The organism is Oscillatoria salina IIICB1 (assembly GCF_020144665.1).
Classification (GTDB): domain Bacteria; phylum Cyanobacteriota; class Cyanobacteriia; order Cyanobacteriales; family SIO1D9; genus IIICB1.
The window spans coordinates 36201-53398 of record NZ_JAAHBQ010000022.1; the positions used below are offsets into that span (position 1 = coordinate 36201).

The 17198-nt window shown below is 42.3% G+C and carries 9 protein-coding genes; 3 read left to right on the plus strand and 6 right to left on the minus strand.

The window, feature by feature from the left end; genetic code table 11:
* Positions 1 to 13 precede the first annotated feature (13 nt).
* The 3 genes from pflB to G3T18_RS08370 form a co-directional block, all read right to left on the minus strand.
* The gene (gene pflB, locus G3T18_RS08360; protein WP_224410089.1) at positions 14 to 2242 is read right to left on the minus strand and encodes a formate C-acetyltransferase; all 2229 of its coding nucleotides are present in this window, start codon (positions 2240 to 2242) and stop codon (positions 14 to 16) included.
* A 457-nt stretch (positions 2243 to 2699) separates the two neighbouring features.
* Positions 2700 to 3170 carry a tRNA (adenosine(37)-N6)-threonylcarbamoyltransferase complex ATPase subunit type 1 TsaE gene (gene tsaE / locus G3T18_RS08365; RefSeq protein WP_224410090.1) on the minus strand — a complete coding sequence of 157 codons (471 nt, stop codon included), beginning with the start codon at positions 3168 to 3170 and terminating at the stop codon, positions 2700 to 2702.
* 114 nt (positions 3171 to 3284) lie between these two features.
* The gene (locus tag G3T18_RS08370) at positions 3285 to 4676 is read right to left on the minus strand and encodes a gluconeogenesis factor YvcK family protein (protein WP_224410091.1); all 1392 of its coding nucleotides are present in this window, start codon (positions 4674 to 4676) and stop codon (positions 3285 to 3287) included.
* Positions 4677 to 4910: 234 nt separating this feature from the next.
* On the opposite strand from G3T18_RS08370, the gene ruvC reads away from it, so the two are divergent.
* Together ruvC and G3T18_RS08380 are read left to right on the plus strand one after the other, a co-directional pair.
* Positions 4911 to 5405, plus strand: a complete 495-nt coding sequence (gene ruvC, locus G3T18_RS08375; RefSeq protein WP_224410092.1) for a crossover junction endodeoxyribonuclease RuvC — start codon at positions 4911 to 4913, stop codon at positions 5403 to 5405.
* 185 nt (positions 5406 to 5590) lie between these two features.
* The gene (locus tag G3T18_RS08380; protein WP_224410093.1) at positions 5591 to 6208 is read left to right on the plus strand and encodes a class I SAM-dependent methyltransferase; all 618 of its coding nucleotides are present in this window, start codon (positions 5591 to 5593) and stop codon (positions 6206 to 6208) included.
* A 15-nt stretch (positions 6209 to 6223) separates the two neighbouring features.
* On the opposite strand, the gene G3T18_RS08385 is transcribed toward G3T18_RS08380, so the two are convergent.
* Positions 6224 to 7717: a glycosyltransferase gene (locus G3T18_RS08385; protein WP_224410094.1), complete on the minus strand. Its 1494-nt coding sequence runs from the start codon at positions 7715 to 7717 to the stop codon at positions 6224 to 6226.
* 191 nt (positions 7718 to 7908) lie between these two features.
* Positions 7909 to 15501 carry a tetratricopeptide repeat protein gene (locus G3T18_RS08390; protein ID WP_224410095.1) on the minus strand — a complete coding sequence of 2531 codons (7593 nt, stop codon included), beginning with the start codon at positions 15499 to 15501 and terminating at the stop codon, positions 7909 to 7911.
* Positions 15502 to 15855: 354 nt separating this feature from the next.
* Between G3T18_RS08390 and G3T18_RS08395 the strand changes: the two genes are divergently transcribed.
* Positions 15856 to 16572 (plus strand): HAD family hydrolase, encoded by a 717-nt coding sequence (locus G3T18_RS08395; RefSeq protein ID WP_224410096.1) that lies wholly within the window; start codon positions 15856 to 15858, stop codon positions 16570 to 16572.
* Here the strand turns inward: G3T18_RS08395 and G3T18_RS08400 are convergent.
* Positions 16569 to 17198 (minus strand): CPP1-like family protein, encoded by a 630-nt coding sequence (locus tag G3T18_RS08400; RefSeq protein ID WP_224410097.1) that lies wholly within the window; start codon positions 17196 to 17198, stop codon positions 16569 to 16571. The genes G3T18_RS08395 and G3T18_RS08400 overlap by 4 nt on opposite strands.

Below are 17198 nucleotides of genomic sequence, written 5' to 3' on the forward strand. Positions count from 1 at the left end.
GCGAACAGAAGATTTAGAAGCGATCGTGGAAGGTACGATTGATTACATCTAGTTGTTGTTCGCGGGTTAGTTTGATAAAGTTAACGGCGTAACCAGAGACGCGGATGGTTAGTTGGGGATATTTTTCTGGACGATCCATTGCATCTAGGAGTGTTTCCCGGTTTAAGACGTTAATGTTGATATGATGTCCGCGATCGCAGAAGTAACCGTCTAACATTCCGGCGAGGTTTTTGTTCTTGTCGGTTTCGGTTTTACCTAATGCTTCGGGAACGATGGAGAAGGTGTAGGAAATACCGTCTTGGGCGGATTCGTAAGGAAGTTTGGCGACGGATTCTAAAGCAGCGATCGCGCCTTTGGTGTCTCGTCCGTGCATTGGGTTTGCACCGGGGGCGAAGGGTTCTCCTGCTTTGCGTCCGTCGGGTGTATTTCCGGTTTTCTTACCGTAGACGACGTTGGAGGTAATTGTCAAAATTGACTGGGTGGGAGTCGCATCCCGATAGGTTTTTTGTTTGCGGAGTTTGTTCATGAAGTCGGCGACTAGGTTAGCGGCGATTTCGTCAGCGCGATCGTCGTTGTTGCCAAATTTGGGATAATCGCCTTCTATTTCGTAATCTACGGCTAAACCTGCTTCGTTGCGAACTACTTTGACTTTGCCATATTTAATCGCTGAGAGAGCATCTGCTACTACTGACAAACCAGCAATACCGCAAGCCATTGTCCGATAAACGTCGCGATCGTGCAATGCCATTTGCAAGCGTTCGTAACAATATTTATCGTGCATATAGTGGATGACGTTGAGGGTATTGACGTATAGCTTCGCTAACCAATCCATAATTTGGTCGAATTTGGCTACTACTTCCTCATAGTCAAGATACTCTCCGGTAATAGGTGCAAACTGAGGTGCTACTTGTTGAGCGGTTTTTTCGTCTTTACCGCCATTAATTGCGTACAATAAAGCTTTGGCTAAGTTCGCCCGCGCACCAAAGAATTGCATTTGCTTACCTAGGCGCATTGCGGAGACACAGCAAGCTATACCATAGTCATCGCCATAGGAAGCCCGCATTAACTCATCGTTTTCGTATTGAATCGAACTGGTGTCTTGAGAAACTTTAGCGCAGTAGTGTTTGAAGTTTTCGGGAAGTTTTTCTGACCAGAGTACAGTTAAGTTGGGTTCTGGTGCCGGACCGAGGTTGGATAAAGTGTGTAAGAAGCGGAAACTAGATTTAGTTACTAAGGGACGACCATCTAATCCGATTCCACCAATACATTCTGTTACCCAAGTAGGATCGCCGGAGAATAATTGATTGTATTCTGGTGTCCGTAAAAAGCGTACCATCCGCAGTTTCATGACGAAATGGTCGATTAATTCTTGGGCTTCGGCTTCGCTGAGAGTATCGTTATTTAAGTCGCGATTGATATAAATATCGAGGAAAGTGGAAACTCGTCCCAAGGACATCGCTGCGCCATTTTGTTCTTTCACAGCACCGAGATAGCCAAAATATGTCCACTGTACTGCTTCTTTGGCGTTAGCCGCAGGTTTCGAGATGTCGCAGCCGTAACCAGCCGCCATTTCTTGCAATTCTTTTAAGGCTTTGATTTGCTCGAAAATTTCCTCGCGTAGGCGAATTATGGGTTCGTCAATTACGTCTACTTCCAGAGATTCGAGTTGCGATCGCTTGTCTGCAATTAATCGTTCTATGCCATACAATGCTACTCTTCGATAGTCACCGATAATCCGTCCGCGACCGTAAGCATCGGGTAGTCCTGTAATAATACCAGAACGTCGTGCTTCCCGCATTTGGCTCGTGTAAGCCGAAAATACACCGTCATTGTGCGTTTTGCGGTATTTGGTAAATATTTCTTCGGTAGTCGGATCGAGTTCGTAACCGTAAGCTTCTAAGGATTGTTTCACGACTCTGATCCCACCAAAGGGCATAATTGCTCGTTTTAGCGGTTTCTCTGTCTGTAAGCCGACTATTTGCTCTAAATCTTGGGCAATGTAACCGGGATCGTGGGCTGTAATGCTGGTGGGAACTTCTGTCTCTGCGTCGAGTACCCCTTTTTCCCGTTCCTGCTTCATCAGGAATTTTACTTTATCCCAGAGGGTTTTGGTACGCTCTGTCACATCTGCTAAAAAGGACTCATCACCTGTGTAGGGGGTGTAATTCTTTTGTATAAACTCCCGAACGTTTATTTCCTGCGTCCACTTGCCGTGGGTAAAGTCTTGCCATTGTTCTAACATATTGTTACCCCTACTTTTTGTTGCGATCGACTAGGAAATCTTTCCTGTTTACTAGGCTAACTAAATCTTTAGAAAATAGCGATAATTCTTAGGCTTTTCTTTAAAAATTTTCTTCAAGATTTTCCTTTAGGTTTTTTAAAGATTTTTCGGAAATTACTGATGGCTGTAACTTACTTAAAATCTTTCCTCCTAAGCTTTCAGTGAGATTATTTTCGGGAATTTACGGAAAATTTAACTTTGCCGTCTATCTTGGTTTTATCGAACCTTAATCGAGAATAATTTATCAGAGTTATAATTAGAATGAAAATTTCCATTTATTTAAGCAAAAACAACCTAATTGTTGTTTAAATTCAAGTTAAAACAAACTTAAACTATTAGTCCAACAAGCAGTTACTAATTATCGTCAATCCTTAACAAAATCATTGACAGAAAATGATCGATGTGGTAAGAAAAGAAATTAAGGTGAAATCAAAGGGAGAAAAGCGCGATCGCCAATTCCCACTAACTGCAAAGTAGCGATTCGTCCTGATTGCGGGGAAAGAGAAAGTTGCAGCTCGAGGTAAGCAGAAGGTTTGTAGGGTAAACGTTGCCCCCACTCGATCGCCGTAATACCTGGAGAAACTTCGCTCCCTTCCCAATAGGTTTCCGGGTAAATACCCTCAATTTCGTTTGCTGAGAGACGATAGAGATCGAGATGATAAAGAGGTAATCTCCCATCGAGGTATTCATTAACCAAAGTAAAAGTAGGGCTAACAATTACTTGCGTAATACCTAATCCCGCACCGATACCTTGAACCAAGGTCGTTTTTCCCGCCCCCAAGTCCCCTTCGAGTAAAATAACGCTTCCTGGGGGGAGAGTTTCTCCTAACCGTTTACCTAAGTTAAAAGTCGCTTGAGCATCGAGAAGATAGATTTGTTGCTGAGTCATGGTTAATTGGGGATTGGGTTCAGTTATCAGTGAACAGTTATCAGTTATCAGTAAACAGTTTACTATCGACTTCCTCCCCCTCTTCCGGTGTTCCCAATCCCCACCTCCCAATCCCTAGTCAGTAAAATTAACACCGTGGGTGCGACTATACCAACGTAATAAAATCCTAGCAAGACGATGAGGATCGTGGCGGACGTAACCTGTTTGAGTATCTTCATCCATAACATTCGTGAGAACAATCCGGCGACCCAATTTAGCCACATCTTCGCGGTCAAAAAATACGGGATGGGAATTTTCTTGAGCATAACGAATCAAAGCTTGAGCGCAAGGTACGCGACGATTCACAACTACAGCATCAAAAAGTTTTTGACCGCAAATGTCGTCAATAGCGCGAATGTGATCCGAGACGCTAAAACCGTCAGTTTCTCCTGGTTGAGTCATAATATTGCAAACGTAGATACGCGGCGCTTTACTTTTCGCGATCGCAGAACGAATCTGGGGAACTAATAAATTGGGGATCACACTAGTATAAAGACTACCCGGTCCGAGAATAATATAATCAGCTTCCGCGATCGCCTTAATTGCCGCAGGTAAAGCAGGAGGATTCTCTGGAAGACAGCCAATGCGGATAATTTTCCCTTTAGCTTCGCTAATTTTCGATTCTCCCTCAATTCTGCGTCCATCAGCCAAATCTGCCCAGAGACAGACATCACTCAAAGTAGCCGGAAGCACACGTCCTCGTACCGCCAAAACCTTAGAAGAAGCCGCGATCGCCTGTTCGATATCGCCAGTAATTTCGCTCATCGCCGTTAAAAACAAGTTACCAAAACTATGACCCGTCAAGCCATCTCCGGCTTTGAAGCGATATTGAAACAATTCCGTCAGTAACTTTTCCTCATCAGCCAAAGCAGCGACACAATTACGCAGATCTCCAGGAGGAAGAACCCCAATTTCGCGTCTGAGTCGTCCCGAAGAGCCACCATCATCAGCCACAGTCACGATCGCCGTAATATTAGCACTATATTCTTTTAGCCCTCGTAACAAAGAAGAAAGCCCAGTCCCTCCACCAATAGCCACAATTTTCGCACCTCGGTTGAGGCGGCGATGCGCCATCAGCACATCGATAAGTTCCTCCGAATCTCCGGGTTTGAGAACTTGAGTAATCGAACCCACAGTGCGAGTTTGTCCCAAAAAAATGAGAAACAAACCGATCGCGATCGCCAGAGGTCCGGAAACATAACTAGGGAGAATTTTGGCGATCGTCTCCAAAACTCTCGCTGTAATCTGAATCAAGTAAAAAATTGGTGTCAGCTTCGCCCAAATAGCAATACCCAAACTGGTAAACAAAACACCAGTAACGCTAATTAGCAACCAACGTTTGACAAACAAACCCGGAGCTAACCATTGACACCAACGGTTGAGATGCGATCGCCTCCGGGTAGAACCGAAAGACTGTTTTTCACTTTTGAAATTGCGTAAGGCTTGTTTAAAGATACCAATTGACATAACAGATGAGAGACATCATTCGTAAGTTAGAGGGGACTTTAACCGAGCGCCAGCTCAAGCTTTGACTAGATTGAACGCAAGCTGTTAATTCAACTTAAGAAGAGCATCGAGCCTCAACAAGAACACCTTTTTTCTCTTTGCTTCCTTGACTTAAGGTCAACGAGCAAGCAAACTAACCCTAGCCCAATTAAGGTAGCATCCTCAGATTAGATGTCAACCTCGCATCAAAATTAGATGGAAAAGTGCATTTTAGGACTCGATCCCGGATTAGCAATTTTAGGATTTGGAGCAATTATTTGCCCCAATTCGCAAATCCACAAAAGCCAATCTCACCCAGCGCAGTTACTTGATGTTGGAGTAATTGAAACTCCAGCGAAAACTGCTATAGAAGAGCGACTGCGGACTATTTATGACGATCTACATTTCCTCATCCAAGAAATGCGCCCCGATCTTGTAGCCATTGAAAAACTATTTTTTTATCGGATGAGTTCGACGATCGCCGTCGCTCAAGCACGAGGAGTTGTTATGTTAGTTTTGGCTCAAGCAAATCTCCCCTATGTGGAATTTACACCTGCCCAAATTAAACAAGCTTTGACCGGATATGGCAATGCTGATAAGTATGAAGTTCAAGAAGCAGTAGCTAGAGAACTAGAGTTAGATGCTATTCCCAAACCCGATGACGCGGCTGATGCTCTCGCTGTCGCCCTTACCGCTTGGTTCCATTCTTAAACAACCTCAGTTGACACCTTCTTGGTGATTCTTCAGCCTCTTTGATTCCAACTCAGGAAGCTTTAATCGGTTTGCTAACACGAAATGCCCAAATATTTGCTACAGATCGTTATGCAGGCTGCCCTTTGAGGATTCTTTAGCCCGACTTCGGTAAAATAAAAAAGACCTCGTCTAAAATTTACTACATGAAATTAAGATACTCTGATATCAAAAAACTAGAAAACTTTCTCGAAAAAATTAAATCTGATACTTATCCCGAACCGCCAACTTCACTCCATACAAATATTACCAAAAAAGTTATCGATTACTTCTTCAAGAAATTTTCTCTACCCCCACAAGCCAAAATTCTTGATATTGGTTGCGGACAAGGTGTGGCTTTAGAAATTTTTGCCGCTCAAGGGTATCATCCTATTGGTATTACTCTCAATAGTGAAGATGTTGCTGTTTGTCAGCAAAAAGGTTATGAAGTATATGAAATGGATCAATCTTTTTTAGATTTTGAGAACGAGACTTTTGATTTAATTTGGTGTAGACATTGCTTGGAACATAGCATTTTTCCTTATTTTACCCTCAACGAAATCTATCGAGTTACCAAGCCCCAAGGCTATCTTTATGTTGAAGTACCCGCCCCAGAAACCAGTTGTCAACACCAAAGTAATCGCAATCATTACAGCGTTTTAGGCAAACAAATGTGGCTAGAATTAATCAAACGGGCGGGCTTTAAAATTGCCGATACTATTGATATTGATTTTACCGTTCCTGCTGGTCCTGATACCTATTGGGCAATGATCCAACAAAAATAATTTACTTGGAGAAACTTAACTAGCAATTTTTTGGACTACTACTTGATGACCTTTATGAATTAACTTAATTTTATCGCGAAAAGCAGCCGTAAACGCATCAATACCTAACTTCGCACTTTCGGTGGGATTTGGGGAAAAGGTAACATTATAATCATCAAAAATAATTATACCTCCTTTTTTCAATAAACGCCAACTTAAGGCGGCATCTTCTAGCACATCTGGTGCTAAATGTGAACCATCAATGTAGATAAAATTATAAGTGTTAGTCGGCAAAGTTCGTAGAATTTCTTGGGAATAACCGACTATTTTTTTGACTTTCTCCGCTACTTTAGTTTGAGCAATATTATGGTCAAATCTACCTTCTAAAGATTCAATATAACCTTGCTCGTACCAACTTTTATGTTCGACGCTTCCCTCAAAAGTATCGATACAAGTAATTTTAGCTGATTCGTGGGTTAAAATATTATCGAGTAGCCAACAAGTAGACCTCCCTTCCCAACTACCTATTTCTAAGAAATTTAAATTTGGTTGATGAGCAAATTGCTTAAATACTTGTTCCCACAAAGGAATATTTAAACTAAACCAATCTTGGGTAAACTGATAGCCTTTTGACTGACAATCGGCTTGGTAATTTTGTTGCCATTTTTGTTGAATTGTAACTAATCCCTTGCTTTTTTCCACCAGTTGTGCTAGCTTTTTTTGTTCTAATTTGCCAACTTCGGTAAACCAGCTAACCTCTTCCGGTGAAAGATTTTCTTGATACTCTCCTGGGGCAAATTGGTATTTTTCTAGTTGTTTATCAAAGCTATTACCAGGATAGCGAACATATTCAACTGTTTCTAAGTTAATCGTCCCGATTTTAAAGAATTTGAATAAATATTTATAATAAGAGCAATCTTCGCCGCCGCGAATTTTTTTGTAAACTTCATCTTCGGGAAAACCGCCGATAAATTCGTGACATTTGCGACGCACGCAGGTGTTAATTGTTAAACTATTTTCGATGGGTGTACGCCAGCCGGGATGAATTTTGTCTTTGATTCTGACGCCAGTTTTAATGGCATCTATTGGTTTTTGTGGTAAAGGAATAGTGTAATTATTTTCGTTAATTTTTAGCTTTAAATATACGTTTTTATCTGGTTGCGGTTGATGATTCAACAGCATGAAACAAATATAAACATGATGGGGTAAAAATAAGTCATCTCCGTCACAAAAAAATAAAATTTCGCCTTGAGAGTTATTTACACCTGTATTTCTGGCTGCGCCCGCGCCTTTGTTAGTATTATGGGTAATAATTTTTAGTGGATAATTGTTGCTGACTAGCTGGTTGAGGATGTCTAAAGTGTTGTCTGTGGAAGCATCATTGACGACGATAATTTCTGATTTGATTTGTGCTGATTGAGGGTAGTTTTGCTGGAAAAAGTTGACGCTGGTGATGATGCTGTCGAGGGTTTTGGTGACTACTTCGGCGCAGTTATATGCTGGTACGATAATCGAAAGTTGGTTAATCATGGTGGTTTTTTGCGCAAAGTCGCTAAGATGCTAAGGAAGAGGTGACAAAGTTATTGGTTTTGGGGTTTTGATAGGGTGTTGTCGCAAAGGGTGAGTAAATGTTGTTTGGATAAGGTGTTAATCATGATAGTTTTTTCGCGCTAAGTCGCTAAGTCGCTAAGAAGAGGTGAAAAGTTAATGGTTTGGGTTTTTTAGAGGGTGTTGTCGAAGACGGTTAGTAAGCGCTGGATTTGTTTTTCCCATGTCCAGTTTTGCATGAATTGGGCGGCTTGGGTTCCTTTTTGTTGGGCTTGTTCCCGGTTTTGATAGACTGTTTCTAGTATGGCGACTATTTCGTCAATGTCTGATTCTCCCCATCCTTCTGTACCGGGAAATTGGGGAATTGGCTCTACTTTACTTTGTTGGTGTAAGGGATAGCAATTGTTTGTTTGAATTAGGTCGAGGTGTCCGGTGTTTGCTGATAATATTGTGGGGATACCGCAAGCCATACATTCCATTGCTACCAGATTTGTTCCTCCTTCGCAACGGTTGGGAAAAAGTGCGACATCGGCTTCTCTTACGATTTGTCCCATGAGATTATTAGCTGTAGGTCCAATGTCGATGACTGCATCTTTGGGTATGTTATTGTGGGCGAGCCAGTCTATAATTTGCAAGCGTTTGTTATTATCTACTTGGGGAATTCCTCTGACGTGACCTGCGCGTTCGATTCCTCTGATAAACTGGGGCCAGAAGTTGTGCCATGCTACCATTAGTAGTGCTTCTGGGTGATGGTTGTGGAATTTTTTGAAGGCAGCGATTACGAGATCTTGTCCTTTACGGTATTCTAACTTGCCGCCGGAAAAGATTACGAAGCGATCGCGTAATAAGTTCGCTTTTGGTGCAGGATGGAAGATGGTGGGTTCGATTCCTTGTTGGACTGTGGTAACGTTGGTTATACCTTTACTTCGCAAGACTTGCTCGTTCCAGTTACTTCCGACGACAATAAGATCGTAGGATTTTGCTCTGGCGATCGCCTCTGCCTCGATTCTGGTATTCTCGAAAAAAATCACCCCTATTTGTTTTTTCCCGACTAAGGCTGATGGTGGTGCCGCGAAGTCGTTACCCAATGCGGATAAAATGGGAAAGTCACAAGCTATTTTCTTTCCAGGATTACTTTTGATTAATTTTTGCAATTGCTGCGGCTGATTTAGCAACGGACGTAGTAGTAAACTATGAAGAGGGTTAGCTAAAGCATTCGCCGCAGGTGGCATTAATAAGAAAGGTTCCCAATTAGGATTTTTGATTAGTTGTAGGGTAAGATTCAATCCGTATACGCCCCAGCCTAACATGGGATTGAGTTGCCAGCCTATACCTAATGCTTTTGGTTTACTTGGGGGTTGAGGTTTGGTGACTGGTGACTGGTGACTGGTAACTGGTGACTGTTTACTGGTAACTGATAATTGTTGTAATTCTTGCTTGACTTGGGTAAATACACTTTCCCAGTCACCTGCTTTTGGCTGACGGAACAGTTGCATGGTAGGATACCAAGGAGAATCTTGGCGATTTAACATCCAACGCCAGTCGGGTGCAAAGGGAAGTAATACCCAGACAGGTTTACCTAATGCACCTGCGAGATGTGCGACTGCGGTATCGACGGTAATTACTAAGTCTAAAGGAGCGATCGCATTTGCGGTATCGGCAAAATCTTCTAAACTGTTACTTAAATCTTCTATGGGTAACTGACTCAGTTTTTCAAGATCTGCTTCGGTTTGCCATTTTTGCAGGCTATAAAATTCTACGTCTGCTATCTCTAACAATGACTCAAAATCTTGTAGTTGGCAAGAGCGTTTGCTGTCAATGCGGTTATGAGGGTTTCCCGCCCAAACTATACCTACTTTTAAGTTAGGATTAGTCTTATTCTCTCCCTCTCTAGCTTTTTCTGGCAAGGGAGATAAATAAGGTACTTTGTTTGGTACTGTTTCTAAGGTAGTGCCAAAAATATGTGGCAAACTCATTAAAGAAATTTGTACGTCAAAATCGGGTAATTCTGCACCTTTTGCGACGACGTGAGAAACTCCACCGACGGTAGCGATTAACCGCACTAAAGGATCGTAACATTCAACGACAATCCTTCGCGCCCCACGCTCTTTAACAAAAGGAATATAACGACTAAATTGGATAGTATCGCCGAATCCTTGTTCGCCGTAGAGTAAAATTGTTTTACCTGCTAAAGATGAGCCATCCCACTGGGGTTGAGTGAAGTCTCGTTTTTGGTTTTCGACGATTAACCAACGCCATTCATATTCTGCAAAACCTGTGGCAAAATCGCCTAACATTAGTTTAGTTAAGGCGTAGTCTAGATGAGCATCGGCGTAGTTGGGTTTGAGAGATATGGCTTTTTCGTATTGTTTGAGGGCTGCTTCTAGCTGATTTTCTTCTTTGAGGGTATTGCCCAGGTTATGATATGCTACCGCGAAATTGGGTTCGATCGCGATCGCCTGTTCAAAGTTCTCTTTGGCTGCTGCTAGTTTACCCTGCTCCTTGAGGTTGGCTCCCCTTTTGTTATAAAATTTTGCCGATCTGGGTAATTGGTGACTGGTGAGTGGGGATTGGGAATCGGTAACTGATGACTGGTAACTGTTAACTGGTAACTGCTCACTGTTAATTGGTAACTGCTCACTGTTAACTGGTAACTGCTCACTGTTAACTGATAATTGCTGTAATTCTTGCTGAATTTGGGTAAAGACACTTTCCCAGTCGCCTGCTTCTGGTTGTCGGAACAAACGCATGGTAGGATACCAAGGAGAATCTTGGCGATCTAACAACCAACGCCAATCGGGTGCATGAGATAATATTGTCCAAACTGGTTTACCTAATGCACCTGCCAAATGAGCGACTGCGGTATCAACGGTAATTACTAAGTCTAATTGGGAGATAATTGCGGCTGTGTCGGCGAAATTGTTGATTTCTCCACTTAAATCCTGGATTTTGACATCATATTGAGTTAATTCGGCTGCGGCTTTTCCTTTTTGCAGACTATAAATTTCTATTCCGGGTATTGACAATAAACCCAAAAAGTGCTTAAGCGAACTCGAGCGCCAGCGATCGCTCCAATTTTCCGGATTTCCCGCCCAGGCAATTCCGACTTTAAACTGATTATTAGCGGAAATTAGCTTATTTTTACCTAATTTCGCCTGCAAATAAGGAACTTCGTTAGGTATCGTTGTCAATGTCGTCCCGAAAATATGAGGTAAACTCATCATCGATGCTTGCACGTCGAAATCTGACAAGCTTTCCCCTTGACTAATTACCTCTATAGTGCTAAAGGAATCAGCAAATAATTTTTGCAAAGGAGGGTGACATTCGAGGACAACTTTAGCACCTTTTGCAACAAGAAGCAGGACATATCTGACAAATTGAATTGTATCGCCAAAGCCTTGTTCAGCATAAACTAAAATAGTCTGCCCTTGAAGAGAAGTTGTCTCTAAAGTCTCTTTAGTTAATACAGGTTGAGAGAAAGTGCGGAAATTGTAACGTGGAATTCGCTTACGATACTCATAGCCAGCGAAACCCGCAAGCAAGTCACCTTGAATCAATTTTAGATTAGCCAAACAGAAACGAGCATCAATACAATTAGGATCGAGCGCGATCGCAGTTTCACAATGTTGCTCTGCTTCCGACCATTTTCCCAGAATCCTCAGCGAATTGGCAAGATTATTGTGGATTGTAGCATCATGAGGATTTAATTCCAAAGCGCGGCGATAAGCAGTTACAGCTTCCGGGATTTTTCCTAATTGTTTAAGAGCCACACCTAACTTATTATGAGTGTCAGCAACTTCGGGTTGTAGTGTCAAAGCTTGCTGAAATTTAGTTATAGCTTCGGCTAATTTTCCTTGCTCTTGATAGAATACAGCCAAATGTGTATAAATTTCCGCATTTTCTGGCTGTAAAGCAATTACTTTTTCTAGGAGTTGCGTAGCGATGTAAAAATCTCGCTGTTGATAAGCAAGCACCGCTAAAATGTGTAACTTATTCGCCTTTGTCGGTGCGGATTGTAAAATGAAACTACATATTTGTTTTGCTTCGACAAATCTTTCTTGTCGATAAGCTTTAATTGCTTGTTTTACCAACTTATCCGCAGAATCAACTTGATTTGCTGCTAACAATTGTAACTCTTGTTTCACGCGATCGATTACACCTTGCCAATCATTCGGTTGACTTTGGCGAAACAAACGCATGGTAGGATACCAAGGAGAATCTTCTCTTGCTAACATCCAGCGCCAGTCAGCAGCATAACACAGTAACACCCAAACAGGTTTACCCAGCGCACCTGCTAAATGTGCTACTGCGGTATCAACAGTTATGACTAAATCTAGTTGAGAAATAGCTGTCGCGGTATCAGCAAAATTATTTAATTCGTCACTAAGATCGCTAATTCTCTCTTCTGTAATTTCTTTTAATTGTGCCGAGCCTGGTTCTTTTTGTAAACTGTAAAAAGCAACGCGATTTACATCTAAAAGTTTCCGAAAATATTCTAAACTACTAGAGCGTTTATAATCTGTAGGATTTTCGGGATTTCCCGCCCAAACTAAGCCAACTTTAAAATATTTTATTGGGGTTGTAGTGCGGGGATCTTGCCCGCTAAAGTTAATATTATCAACCGAAGTTTCTTCAGTTAAATCAATGTCATTAACTGAATTTTGCCCGCGTAAGTCAATGTTTTTAACTAGATTTTCTTCGCGCAAATTAATATTATCAACCGAATTTTGCTCACCAAAGTAAATATTATCAACCGAAATTTCTTCATTTAAATTAAGATCATTAACTGAATCTTGCCCGGACAAATTAATATCATCAACTAGAATTTGCTCGCGCAAATTAACATCATTAACTGTATTTTTCTCCGAAAAGCAATTAGGTAAGTGAAGCTGATTATCAGCAGGGGGAAATAGATAAGGAACTTGAGTAGGAATAGTATCAATTGTATCGCCAAAAACTCTCGATAAACTCAATAAAGGCGAATGGACATCAAAATCAGGTAAAGGTTTTCCTCTTCCAACAACTTCGTCAATATCATCTAAGACTTGAAACAATTCAACCAACGCATTTTGAGTTTCCACAACTACCCGCGCACCTTGAGCTTTCAATCGGGAAACATAGCGAATAAACTGAATAGTATCGCCCAAACCTTGTTCGGCGTGTAATAATATTGTACGTCCTGCGAGGGACGAACCATCCCAAATTGGTTGCGGAAATTTCCTTGGTGAATTATCCTTTAATTTCCAGCGCCATTCGTAGCCTTGAAAACCGCGCTGAAAATCACCTTCCATCAATAATGCACCAGCTAAACCAAACTGTGCTTGTGCGTAATTCGACCTAATGGCGATCGCCTGATGATATGCTACTTTGGCACTAGCTAAATCGCCTTTCTCTCGATGCGCGTTACCGAGATTATTGTAAAGTACCTCCCAGTCAGGTTTAAGTTTCAAAGCTTGTTGATACTGTACAATTGCTTCTTCAGCTAAACCCAACTCCCGATAAACCATGCCCAATTTATTATAAAGGTCAGCTTGCTCGGGTTGAATTGTAATAGCTTGTTGGTAAGCAGCCGCAGCTTGCTCTGACAATCCTTTTTCTTTATAAGCCAAACCGAGATTTTTATACAAATCCGCCGAATTAGGGCGTAAACTAATAGCTTGTTGATAGTAGACGATCGCCGCATCCAGATCCCCTTGATTTTTCAGTGCGATCGCGAGATTATTATATACGTCAGGATTATCTGGTTTAATCTCGATCGCCTGACGATATTTGGCGATCGCTTCTGGCTTATTACCCTGTTCGTATGCCAAAATACCTAACAAGTGGAGAGCATCCGCTTGTTGTGGCTCACTTTGCACTATTTTCCGACAAATTTGTTCGGCTGCGGCAAAACGACCCGCTTGATAATGTTTTAATGCTTGTTGTAAACTCTTAGCAATATTTTCTTTACTAATTGGTTTCGCTACTCTAGGTGTATTCGTCGTAACTGCATCACCACCCTTAATTTCTAGTACAATTTCCGTCTCAGAAGGGGATTGGGGATTAGGGATTGGGGATTGGGGATTGGGAATTGGTGATTGGGGATTAGGGATTGGGGATTGGGGATTGGGAATCGGTAACTGATGACTGTTAACTGATAAAGCTTCTGTTACTTGCTGAAAAACAGCCTCCCACTCACCCGGTGCTGGCTGTCGAAATAGTCGCATACTAGGATACCAGGGAGTATCATCCCGAGCCAACATCCAACGCCAATCAGGTGCAAAAGGAAGTAAAATCCAGACAGGTTTACCCATCGCACCCGCTAAATGTGCTACTGCGGTGTCTACGGAAATTACCAAATCCAGTTGCGAAATCGCCTCGGCAGTATCAGCAAAATCGTTTAATTGCGCTCTGAGGTCGATAATCCCTGATGACTGCAAAAATTGCAAATCTGCCTCGTTTGGCTCTTTCTGGAGGCTATAAAGCTCAACTCCTGGCACATTTAACAAGCCCTGCACCAAATTGGGCAAAGCACAAGAGCGTTTTTGGGAATCAGCACCTCTTACACCAGCCGCCCAAACAATACCAATTTTGTAGGGAAGATTCGAGGAAGTTTGCTTACTTTCTTGCTCTTTTCCAGTTACAAATAAATAAGGAACTTGATTAGGTATCGTTTCTAAAGTAGTTCCCAAAATTTGCGGTAATTTCATCAACGGCGCATGACAATCAAAACTCGGTAATTCTGTAGTTTGAGTTGCTACTTTTTCGATACCGGGAACTGTTTGGAATAACCTTACCAAAGCCGTCGGACAACCAACAACAACTTTACCACCTTGACTAGCAATTATCGACGCATAGCGAATAAACTGAATTGCATCGCCAAAACCTTGCTCGGTATGCAGTAAAATTGTTTTTCCTGCTAAAGATGAACCATCCCAAAGTGGTTTCGGAATGGGATTAATATTTTGTCCCGGAATTTGCCAACGCCAACTATATTCGGTAAAACCTTGTTTCAAGTCGCCTTGTAACAAGTAAACTAAACCTAAATTAAAATGTGCTTCGGCAAAATTTGCTTTGAGACTGAGAGCTTTTTGATATTGTTGTTTAGCTTCTGCAAGTAAATTTTCTTCTTTATAAACGCTACCGAGATTAGTAATAACTTCTGCCGAGTCGGGTTTGAGGGCGACAGCTTCTTCTAGATGATACCTCGCTTCGGTTAATAAACCTTGCTCTTTTAAAGCCATCCCCAAATCATTATGCAGTTTCATCGAGTTAGGTTTGAGTTTAACTGCTTGTCGCCAATAATTAATTCCAGTAGAGAAATTTCCCTGTTTAATTAATACGTTCCCCGCCGCAACTAGCGCCTCAGTGTAGTCAGGATTGAGCCGGATCGCCTCTTGCCAATGTTCGAGGGCTTCGGAGATATTTCCGACTTGATTCAAGGCTACGCTCAAATTATTGTGAAATGCTGCGGATTTTGGTCGGAGGCGAATTGCTTGTCGATAATGGGCGATCGCATCTGCCACCTTTCCCTGCTGGCGCAGTACCATACCTAAGTTACTATGCGCGTCGGGATTATCGGGCATCAATTTCAATACCCGTTGATACAAATCCAGCGCTTCAGCAACATTTCCTGCTTGATACTTTAAAATTCCGAGTAAATGTAAGGTATCAGCATGATTCGGCGATTTTTCCAAAATTTTCGCACATAGTTGCTTGGCTTGTTCTCTCGAACCTGCTTGGTATTGTTGAAAAGCGAGAGATAAAGCTTCAGAAATCGACAGCATATCACTTATAGGGATTGGGGACTGGAGATTGGGGATTGGGGACTGGGGATTGGGGACTGGGGATTGGGGACTGGGGACTGGGGACTGGGGATTGGGGACTGGGGATTGGGGACTGGGAAATTGGAAGACTAGGAAGAATTAGAGAACAAACTGATAACTGCTCACTGGTAACTGCTCACTGATAACTGCTCACTGATAACTGCTCACTGGTAACTGTTCACTGGTAACTGCTCACTGGTAAAGTTTACCTTTTTTAAACACAGTTTGGCTATCATAATAGTGGTTACCACAAAATGTCATTTTACTAGATATTTGTGATTAAAATTAACACTCAAACTTGCTTGAGAGAGAAGAATGCTAAGACTAATTACAGACTTCGACGGTCCAATTATGGACGTATCGGATCGTTATTATTGCGTGTATCAATTATGCTTAGAGAAGACAAAAAGAAGCGAACAAGCAGTCAGAAAACTATCGAAAGAGGAATTTTGGCAATTAAAGCGATCGCGTACGCCAGAAGTACAAATCGCCCAAATGTCGGGATTAGATCCAGAGCAAGGGCAAAAATTCGCTCGGATGCGACGGGAAATCATCCATAATATACCTTTTCTCATCCACGATAAATTATCTCCAGGAGCGGTAGCTGCCTTAGAAAAAGTACAATCTTTAGGAATCGACCTAGTTGTCTTAACCATGCGTCGGTTAGGAGAAATCGAAATCGCCTTCGATCGCTATAATCTCAGAAGATTTTTTAGGCGCGATCGCTGCTACGCCTTAGCCGCCGATTATCCCAAAACCACCGATGTCAGTGACAAAACGCTGTTGATGGCAAAAGCTTTAGGGGAATTACCCCCAGCCGAAGAAGTGTGGATGGTAGGAGATACAGAAGCCGACGCGATCGCCGCGCAAACCCACGGAATCAAAGTGATTGGCGTGTTATGCGGTATTCGTTCTCGCGCTCAACTAGAGAAATATCAGCCCAACTCGATCGTCAACAACCTCAGTGAAGCCGTAGACAAAGTAATCGAGAGATCGCTATTTAAGCAGCTAAATTACGACCCTTCCCCTTAACGCAAAAAGCTCGAAATTAGCCAAAAGAACAACAAACTCAGCAGCGTCGTTAACACCTCAGCCGATAAACCAATACCGAGTAATTGCTGCGTCAGGAAACTAGCCAGCAAAGTTCCCAAACCGACACCAACCAGTAAACCAACCAAACTCAGCAATACCGAACGACCAAACTTTTGCTCCTTGCGGTTAAGAAAATAAATACAAGCCCCAAAACCCAAAGCGATCGTCAACGATAGCATTGACTGATTACTAGAGTCAGAGAATAGCGTCAAACCGCCCAAAATCGCAAATACTGCTGCTGACCAAAGAATCTCGGACTGTGAGGGCGTATCCCACAACTGTTGCAGCCACCCAGGAGAATTATTCAGAGTCGGTGGCGTAAATTTTGGTGGTGCTGGGGCAACCTTTTCTGGGAAACGAATTCGCTCTGGAACCTTAATTTTCCCTTGCTGACGCTGTTTGAGCCGATCCATAATAATCGCATCGTAGGCTGTCTCGATGCTTTCTTTGAGCTTAGTATCGTTACTGTGCTGTTGAGTTAAGCGATTTTTCGCCTCTTGGATCGCCTCAAAGGAAGCATCTTCAGATACCCCAAGCTTTTGATAAGGATTTTGTTCGTCGCTCAT

Bases quoted from the DNA above. Each gene is read 5' to 3' on its own strand.
- pflB (WP_224410089.1), bottom strand. From the start codon at position 2,242: ATGTTAGAACAATGGCAAGACTTTACCCACGGCAAGTGGACGCAGGAA.
- tsaE (WP_224410090.1), bottom strand. From the start codon at position 3,170: ATGACTCAGCAACAAATCTATCTTCTCGATGCTCAAGCGACTTTTAAC.
- G3T18_RS08370 (WP_224410091.1), bottom strand. From the start codon at position 4,676: ATGTCAATTGGTATCTTTAAACAAGCCTTACGCAATTTCAAAAGTGAA.
- ruvC (WP_224410092.1), top strand. From the start codon at position 4,911: ATGGAAAAGTGCATTTTAGGACTCGATCCCGGATTAGCAATTTTAGGA.
- G3T18_RS08380 (WP_224410093.1), top strand. From the start codon at position 5,591: ATGAAATTAAGATACTCTGATATCAAAAAACTAGAAAACTTTCTCGAA.
- G3T18_RS08385 (WP_224410094.1), bottom strand. From the start codon at position 7,717: ATGATTAACCAACTTTCGATTATCGTACCAGCATATAACTGCGCCGAA.
- G3T18_RS08390 (WP_224410095.1), bottom strand. From the start codon at position 15,501: ATGCTGTCGATTTCTGAAGCTTTATCTCTCGCTTTTCAACAATACCAA.
- G3T18_RS08395 (WP_224410096.1), top strand. From the start codon at position 15,856: ATGCTAAGACTAATTACAGACTTCGACGGTCCAATTATGGACGTATCG.
- G3T18_RS08400 (WP_224410097.1), bottom strand. From the start codon at position 17,198: ATGAGCGACGAACAAAATCCTTATCAAAAGCTTGGGGTATCTGAAGAT.